Here is an 8,270-nt window from a genome sequence, read left to right as displayed (position 1 = left end):
CCAAAGCCGGTGATCACCTCGTCAAAAATCAGCAAAATGCCGTGCTTGTCGCAGATTTCCCTTAAACGCTTCAAGTAGCCCTGGGGCGGCAAATACCAGCCGGCACTGCCCGACACCGGTTCCACAATGATGGCCGCCACGTTGCTCGCGTCATGCAGCGGCAAGATGCGGTTTTCCAGCTCCAGCAGCAAATCCTCGGTCCAGACCGGCTCCACGCCGTTGATGTAGGCATGGTTGACCGGGTCATGGATGAAGCGCATGTGGTCCACGCGCGGCAGCAGGGCCGCGCCATAGACTTTGCGGTTGGCCGGAATGCCGCCCACGCTCATGCCGCCAAAACCCACGCCGTGGTAGCCCTTCTCGCGGCCAATGAACACATTGCGGTGGCCCTCGCCACGCGCCCGGTGGTAGGCCAGCGCCACTTTCAATGACGTGTCGGCCGCCTCGGAGCCGGAATTGCAGAACAGCACCTTGTTCAGGTCGCCAGGCGCCATGGCGGCAATCATTTCGGCGGCCTTGAAGGCCTGGTCGTTGCTGGCCTGGAACGCCGTGGCGTAGTCCAGCGTGTCAAGCTGCTTCTTGATGGCTTCGTTGATGGGTTTGCGGTTGTGCCCGGCGGCCACGCACCACAGGCTTGAAATCCCGTCGAGCACCTGCCGGCCGTCATGGGTGGTGAAATGCATGCCGTCGGCCGCCACAAAAATCCGCGGGTCTTTTTTAAAGCTGCGGTTGGGCGTGAAGGGCAGCCACTGGTGCTCCATGTTGAACTCTTGATAGGCCATGTGCTTCTCCTGCGTAGAAAGGGTGTAAATGAAGGAATGCGCGCTCGTTTCTGCATTCTGGCACTCTTCACTTCACGCACGCGGCCTAAACCCGCCCAGGGCCGGCGCGGGCGGGCGCCACCTGCGACAATTCACCCCCTATGAATCACGCTTATATCCTGACCCTGTCCTGCCCCGACCGCAGGGGCATTGTTCATGCCGTGTCCGGTTTTCTGTTCGAGCACGGCGGCAATATTGAAGAAGCCGCGCAATACAACGACCCCGGCACGGGCCTGTTTTTCATGCGCGTGCAGTTCGCCTGCGACCAGCTGACGCACGGGGAACTCTCGGCTGCACTCAAGACCTTTGCCGAGCCGTTCCAGATGGACTGGAAACTGCACGACACGACCCAGCCGATGCGCGCGGTGATCCTGGTCAGCCAGGAAGGCCATTGCCTGAACGACCTGCTGTTTCGCTGCAAGTCGGGCCTGCTGCCGCTGGACATCCGCGCCATTGTGTCCAACCACCGCGCGTTCTACCAGCTGGCGGCCAGCTACAACATTCCGTTTCATCACCTGCCGGTCACGGCGGCGACCAAGGCCCAGGTCGAAGCCCGGCAGCTGGAGATCATCGAGTCCGAAGGCGCGGAACTGGTGGTGCTGGCGCGCTACATGCAGATTTTGTCGAATGACCTGTGCAAAAAGCTGGCGGGCCGTGCCATCAATATCCACCACTCGTTTTTGCCCAGCTTCAAGGGCGCCAAGCCCTACTACCAGGCGCATGACCGCGGCGTGAAGCTGATAGGCGCGACCGCCCACTACGTGACCGGCGACCTCGATGAAGGCCCCATCATCGAGCAGGACGTAGCGCGCGCCGACCACAGCAAAACCGTGGAAGACCTGACCGCCATGGGCCGCGACACCGAAAGCCAGGTGCTGGCGCGCGCCGTGAAATGGCACAGCGAGCACCGCGTGCTGCTGAACGGCCACAAAACCGTGATTTTCAAATAAGCCATGGCCACCGCAGCCCGCATCCCGCCCATCCAGTGCCTGCTGACGTTCGAGGCACTGGCGCGGCTGCGCAGCGTCACCCAGACGGCCGAAGAACTCTGCGTCACGCCCAGCGCGGTCAGCCACCGCGTCAAGCAGCTCGAACAAATCATCGGCACCAAGCTGTTTGGCCGGGCCGATTTTTCATTGACCACCGAAGGCAGCGAGTACCTGGCGCATGTGCGCGAGGGGCTGGCCACGCTGCAGAAGTTTCCGGGCCTGGCCGGGCAAAGCGCCAACCCCGGCAAGCGCAAGCTGCGGCTGGCTGTGACCCCCACATTTGCGCGTTCGCTGCTGATTCCGCGGCTGCGCCAGTTCACCGAAGCCTACCCCGAGATTGACCTGACCCTGCAGGTGTCGATTCCGCTGCTGGATGTGGAGGCCGAAGACGCCGACCTGGTGGTGCGCTTTGGCACCGGGCGCTATGCCGACCTGGAGCATGTCTGCCTGGCCACGGATGACGTCACACCGCTGGCATCGCCGGCCTTTGTGCGCGAGCACGGGCCGTTCGAGGCGCCCGAAGACCTGGAGGGTGAAAGCCTGCTGCGCTCGCCGCTGGAGCCCTGGCGCACCTGGTTTGCGGCCCACCAGCTCGACTGGCCCGAGCCGCTGGAAGGCTCCCAGTTCAACGACATCGGCCTGATGTGCGATGCCGCCGCGGCAGGCATGGGCATTGCGCTGATCCGCCTGAAGCTGGGCGCGCCCTGGCTGGAAAACGGCTCGCTGGTGCGCCTGGGGCACAACGCGGTGTTTGGCAGCAGCATTCCCAGTCCGCACGCCCATTACCTGTGCTGGCGCACCGGCACCATGGACCGCTGGGAGTGCGCGGCATTTTCCGACTGGCTGCGCAAGAGTTTGGGCTAGTGTCGCTGTTGCGCCTTTTGGGGCGCGGGCCGCATCAGTGCACAAAATTTAAAAGAAATATGCCAATAGCCCAACCAATACGGGCTCACATAGCTATCAAATCAATAGCTGATCAGGATCATCCATTGGCCCCCTCTCATCGCCAGGCACCGGCTGCGGGCGCCCGGCGCGCGAGAAGACCAGCAACTCGTCCATCAGTTGCACCAGTTTTTCGGCGTTGTCGCGCACCCCCTGGAGCAGCCGCTCGCCTTCGGCGTCAAACTGGTCCCGGTAGCCCTTTCGCAGCAGGCGCGAGCAGCTGTCAAGCGCCTGCAACGGCCCGCGCAGGTCGTGCGAAACAGCGTCGGAGAACGCCTGCAACACCCGGTTGGCCGATTCAAGACCGGCGGTCTTGCGTTCCAGGTCCTCGTTGAGTTGCTGGATGGCCGCCTCGGCCCGCTTGCGCTGGGTGATGTCGCGCACGGTCGCCTGCAGGACGCGCCGGCCCTGGTAGGTGAAGACGGTCAGACTGACTTCTGCCGGAAAAACTTCACCGTTCTTGCGCTGGTACATCCACTCGAAGTGGCCGCTTCCCCGGCTAAAACCGGCCTCTATTTGTTCATTCGCAGCGCTGAAGGAATCCCGTCCGTCAGGCTGAAACGCAGGGGACAACTGGGACGGATGCAGGAAAATAAACTCATCCCTGTCGCCCAACCCAAACAGCGCCAGCGTTTGCGCGTTGCAGTCAAAAAACCCCTTGTCGGTCAGCAGCATGATGGCGTCGTTCGAGCCTTCGTAGATGGAGCGGAATTTTTCTTCGTTGTCCTTGAGCACCTGCTCGGCCCGCTTGCGCTCGGTGATGTCCAGCATCGCGACCCGCGCGTTTTTGCCGGATTCGTCGGCACTGGCTTCCACGCGCACAAAGCGCGGCGACTTGCCTTCCAGCGCCAGTTCCAGCTCCAGGACTTCCTTGGCGCCCCCCGCATAGACCCGCGCCATCAGCGCACGGTAGGCGGGCACATCGTGGCGCACCACAAAAAACTCGAAATTCCGGCGTATCAGCTTGCTGCGCTCCAGCCCGAGCAGACCGGCTGCGGCCAGATTGGCCCGGTCGATGATGCCGGTTCGGCTCAGGCTCAGGTAACCGACCGGGGCGTGGTCGTAAAGCTCCACGTAGCGCTCCAGCGCCGACTCTGCTTCTTGCTGCGCCTCGCGCAGGGCCTCGTTCTGCATTTCGAGCTCGATCTGGTAGACCTGCAACTCGTGCAGCAAGCGCTGCGCGGAGTCGCCCTCCGCAGGCAAGTCAGGGTGACTCGCGACCTGCTGCTCCGCGTGGCGGCGCAGTTCAGCGCCTTCATTCAAGGTGTCAGAATATTTCTTCATTTTTTTATCTCCCTATGCTTGTCCCGTCCCTGGCGCTGCAAAGGCATCAACCGCCGCCTGGCCTGAATGCTGCTGCAACGTCGCCTCGAGTTTTTTGTACTCGCTGATGTCAATCATGGTGATGACCACTCCGCTGATGATGTTGTCCTGGGTCCGGTAGGGCATGATGCGCACCTTGAACCAGCGCCCATCCCGAGTGGCTACCTGTTTTTCGGAAAATACCAGCGTGCGCAGCACCTCTCTGGCATCGTTTTGCAGTTCCGGATAGTCCAGATCCGTCGTGATATCGGACAGCGGCCGCCCCACGTCGCTCCCTATCAGCTTGAACAACGGCGCCGCATGACGGGTGAAGCGCCGCACATTGAGCTGGCCATCGAGAAACACGGTGGCAATTTCCGTGCTGTCGAGCAGGTTCTTCATGTCGTTGTTGATCATCGACATGTCGTCCACCTTGGATTGCAGTTCGGCATTGACAGTATGCAGCTCTTCGTTGAGCGACTGCATCTCCTCCTTGGAGGTCGTCAGTTCCTCGTTGGTCGACTGCAGTTCCTCGTTGGTCGACTGCAACTCCTCGTTGGTCGATTTGAGCTCCTCCTGCGAGGTCTGCATTTCCTCACGCGTGCTCTGCAAGTCTTCGTGGGCCTGGCGCAAGGCTTCGGCCAGTTTTTTATGGGCGACACTGGCGGCGGCCTTGCGTGTCACCGTCAATTCAGCAGGCTCTGCGGCCGCGTCGGCAAAGAGCACCATCACGCGTCCGCGCAGGCCCGCCGGCTTGTCGATCGCCTGCACCGTGAGGTCGACGCGCCGGGCCTCGCCATTGTTGCCCACCTGCAAGCCGTTGACCTTCACCGGTCCGGCTTGCCGAAGGGCTTTTTTCACGGCGCTCGCCAGTTCAAACCGCAAACCCTCGCGCGCCATGGCATGGATGTTCCAGTTGGCCTTGCCAGCCGCCGGCTCCAGGTACTTGCCGGTGCGCCCGCTGATGTACAGGATGTCACCCTCGGCAGTGACCAGCACCGCCGCCGGGGAAAAATTCTGCAGCAGCACCTGATCGGCCAGCGCCTGCAGGTTAATGGGTGCGCTCGCCACCGGGCCCTCGTCTGCAGCACTGGGCGCGGCGGGGAAATGCTTGGTCGGAAAATCGACCTCGACCTCGACCAGCGACAGGGGATGGTCATTGCGCCGGTAAATCCGCAGCTTGGCTTCTATCGGCGCAAACAGCTGGGTAAAGCTGCCGACGGTTTCCGACGTGCCCAGCACCAGGACGCCGTTGCTGCTCAAGGCGTAGTGAAACAACGGGATCAGCTTTTTCTGCAACTCCGGGCCCAGGTAAATCAGCAGGTTGCGGCAGCTCAGGATGTCCAGCTTGGTAAAGGGCGGGTCCATGATGATGTTTTGCGGTGCAAACACCACCATCTCGCGAATGGCCTTGCTGACGCGGTAGCCTTTTTCGTCTTCTACAAAAAAACGGGCCAGCCGCTGCGTCGGGACATCGGCCGCAATGTTGGCCGGATAGACGGCCTGGCGCGCCTGGTTGATGGCATCCTGGTCCAGGTCGGTGGCAAATATCTGGAGCGAAAAGCGCCCCTGCGGCTTGATCTTCTCCAGGGTCTCCCGGAAGGCGATGGCCAGGGAATAGGCTTCCTCCCCGGTGGAGCAGGCGGGCACCCAGGCACGCAGGGCCTTGCCGGCCGGGTAGCTGGCGAGCAGGTCCGGGATCACCTTGTCCAGCAGGCAGTCCCAGACCGCCGGATCGCGGAAAAAGTTGGTGACGCCTATCAGCAGCTCCTTGAACAACAAGTCGAGTTCCTGCGGATTTTCGCGCAGGTAGCGCACGTAGGCGGCGATGGTGTCGATCTGGTGCAGCCCCATGCGCCGCTCGATGCGGCGGTACAGGGTGTTGCGCTTGTACAGCGAAAAGTCGTTGCCGGTGCGCTCGCGCAGCAGGATCACGATCTTTTCCAGCGCGCTCTGCGTCTTGATCTCCAGCAGCAACCGGGTTGGCATGCTGGCCGGAATACGTTCGAGATAGTCGAGTATTTTTCCTGGCAGCGCTTCTGCCGGCGCCACGATGTCGGCCAGTCCGGCGTCAATCGCGCTGCGCGGCATGCTGTCAAACTTGGCGCTGGCGGGTGCCTGCACCAGCGCCAGCCCGGCATTTTCCTTGATGGCGCGCAGCCCCAGCGTGCCATCGAAACCCATGCCCGACAGGATGACGCCGATGGCGCGCTGGTTGCGGTCTTGCGCCAGCGCCCGAAAGAAAAAGTCAATCGGCAGGCGCAGGCCGCGCGGCGCCACCGGATCGAGCAGGTGGAGCACACCGTGCAGGATGGACAGGTCCTTGTTGGGCGGGATCACGTAGACGCAATCGGGTTTGACCCGCATGCGGTTGCCCGCCTGCTGCACCTTCATGCCGGTGGCGCGCTGCAGCAGCTCGGGCATGATGCCCTTGTGCGTCGGGTCCAGATGCTGAATGATGACAAAGGCCATGCCGCTGCCCTCGGGCACATGCGAGAGAAAACTGTCCAGCGCCTCCTGCCCGCCGGCCGAAGCCCCGATACCGACGATGGGCAAGGCGCTGTCCGCATCCTTCAAGGGCGTTTTGGAGCGTGCTTTGGACAGACTCGCAGGCGGGCTTTGGGTTGCGGCCCTGGCGGGTGCCTTGCGGGCGGGCGTGGGCCGAATACGCTCTGGCGCGGCATCGGCTGTCTTTTTGCGCATGGTGCCCTTTTAGGTTTCGGCCAACATTCTTACACATCAGGTCCCGCGAAAGTGCACGACTTAACAGCCAGCCGCTCAGGGTGCAAGCAGCAATGACCACGGGCTTCGGTGTTAAGGAAACGTCCACTGCGGCAACTCCATTTCATGCAGCGCTTTAAATTTCTTCAACCCGCCCGTCGCGGCTTGCCCTACAGTGTGGCTTCAACCTGGACACACACCATGAACGCACCCCTATCGCCGCAGCAGCACGATGCACTGACCCGGTCAGAACGGCAATCCCAAGTTGTTAGCGCACTGAGCGCCGTGCTGCCCGCGCATGCCTTGCTGTGGCACAACGAAGACACCACACCCTATGAATGCGATGGACTGACGGCCTACCGCGAGCGGCCATTGGTCGTGGCCCTGCCCGAAACCTATGCCGAGGTGCAGGCAGTGCTTAAAACCTGCCACGCCCTGGATGTGCCGGTGGTGGCGCGCGGCGCCGGCACCGGCCTGAGCGGCGGCGCCATGCCGCACAAGCTGGGCGTGACGCTGTCGCTGGCCAAGTTCAACAATATCCTCAAACTAGACCCGGCCAGCCGCACCGCCGTCGTGCAGGGCGGTGTGCGCAACCTGGCCATTTCCGATGCAGCGGCGCCGCACGGCCTGTATTACGCACCCGACCCTTCCAGTCAGATTGCCTGCACCATAGGCGGCAACGTGGCTGAAAATTCGGGCGGCGTGCACTGCCTCAAATACGGTCTGACGGTGCACAACGTGCTCAAGGTGAAGGGTTTCACCATGGAGGGCGACGAAGTCGAGTTTGGCAGCGACGCGCTGGATGCCGCGGGCTACGACCTGCTGAGCATCATCATTGGCAGCGAAGGCATGCTGGCTGTCACGACCGAAGTCACGGTGAAGCTCGTGCCCAAGCCGCAGCTGGCGCGCTGCATCATGGCCAGCTTTGACGATTTGCGCAAAGCCGGCGATGCCGTGGCGGCGGTGATTGCCGCCGGCATCATTCCGGCCGGGCTGGAGATGATGGACAAGCCCATGACAGCCGCAGTCGAAGACTTCGTTCATGCCGGTTATGACCTGAGCGCGGCAGCGATCTTACTGTGCGAAAGCGATGGCACACCCGAAGAAGTCGAGGAAGAAATTGGCCGCATGAGCGCAGTGCTCCAGCAGTATGGCGCCACCGCCATTACCGTGAGCCAGAACGAAGCCGAACGCCTGCGTTTCTGGAGCGGCCGAAAAAATGCATTCCCGGCATCGGGCCGCATCAGCCCCGACTACATGTGCATGGACTCCACCATTCCGCGCAAGCGCCTGGCCGACATTTTGCTGGCGATTGCCGAGATGGAAATCAAATACGGCCTGCGCTGCGCCAATGTGTTCCACGCGGGCGACGGCAACCTGCATCCGCTGATCCTGTTTGATGCCAACGACGCCGACCAGCTGAGGCGCTGCGAGCTGTTTGGGGCTGACATCCTGGAAACCAGCGTCGCCATGGGCGGCACCATCACCGGCGAGC

6 protein-coding genes are annotated in these 8,270 nt (G+C 62.3%); 3 read left to right on the top strand and 3 right to left on the bottom strand.

Features of this window, described 5'->3' with window-relative positions; genetic code table 11:
- Positions 1 to 782: aminotransferase class III-fold pyridoxal phosphate-dependent enzyme (locus Q8K05_RS07225; protein ID WP_305245830.1), on the bottom strand; the 782-nt coding region annotated here is incomplete at its 3' end.
- Positions 783 to 922: 140 nt separating this feature from the next.
- Here Q8K05_RS07225 and purU point away from each other — a divergent pair.
- Both purU and Q8K05_RS07215 read left to right on the top strand, forming a co-directional pair.
- Positions 923 to 1,771: a formyltetrahydrofolate deformylase gene (purU, locus tag Q8K05_RS07220; RefSeq protein WP_305245829.1), complete on the top strand. Its 849-nt coding sequence runs from the start codon at positions 923 to 925 to the stop codon at positions 1,769 to 1,771.
- A gap of 3 nt (positions 1,772 to 1,774) precedes the next feature.
- Positions 1,775 to 2,674 (top strand): LysR substrate-binding domain-containing protein, encoded by a 900-nt coding sequence (locus Q8K05_RS07215; RefSeq protein WP_305245828.1) that lies wholly within the window; start codon positions 1,775 to 1,777, stop codon positions 2,672 to 2,674.
- Positions 2,675 to 2,770: 96 nt separating this feature from the next.
- On the opposite strand, the gene Q8K05_RS07210 is transcribed toward Q8K05_RS07215, so the two are convergent.
- Positions 2,771 to 4,036, bottom strand: a complete 1,266-nt coding sequence (locus Q8K05_RS07210) for a PAS domain S-box protein (RefSeq protein WP_305245827.1) — start codon at positions 4,034 to 4,036, stop codon at positions 2,771 to 2,773.
- 12 nt (positions 4,037 to 4,048) lie between these two features.
- Positions 4,049 to 6,757, bottom strand: a complete 2,709-nt coding sequence (locus tag Q8K05_RS07205) for a chemotaxis protein CheB (protein ID WP_305245826.1) — start codon at positions 6,755 to 6,757, stop codon at positions 4,049 to 4,051.
- 219 nt (positions 6,758 to 6,976) lie between these two features.
- Between Q8K05_RS07205 and Q8K05_RS07200 the strand changes: the two genes are divergently transcribed.
- On the top strand, positions 6,977 to 8,270 hold a 1,294-nt coding region (locus tag Q8K05_RS07200; RefSeq protein WP_305245825.1), incomplete at its 3' end, for an FAD-linked oxidase C-terminal domain-containing protein.

It is taken from the genome of Polaromonas sp. (genome assembly GCF_030682935.1).
Lineage (GTDB): Bacteria > Pseudomonadota > Gammaproteobacteria > Burkholderiales > Burkholderiaceae_C > Polaromonas.
The sequence above is the reverse complement of the archived record's forward strand: the minus strand, read 5'-3'. Positions and strand labels throughout refer to the sequence as shown.

What these genes read in the sequence shown, in the direction of transcription:
- purU (WP_305245829.1), top strand. Translation starts at nt 923, where the DNA reads ATGAATCACGCTTATATCCTGACCCTGTCCTGCCCCGACCGCAGGGGC.
- Q8K05_RS07210 (WP_305245827.1), bottom strand. Translation starts at nt 4,036, where the DNA reads ATGAAGAAATATTCTGACACCTTGAATGAAGGCGCTGAACTGCGCCGC.
- Q8K05_RS07215 (WP_305245828.1), top strand. Translation starts at nt 1,775, where the DNA reads ATGGCCACCGCAGCCCGCATCCCGCCCATCCAGTGCCTGCTGACGTTC.
- Q8K05_RS07205 (WP_305245826.1), bottom strand. Translation starts at nt 6,757, where the DNA reads ATGCGCAAAAAGACAGCCGATGCCGCGCCAGAGCGTATTCGGCCCACG.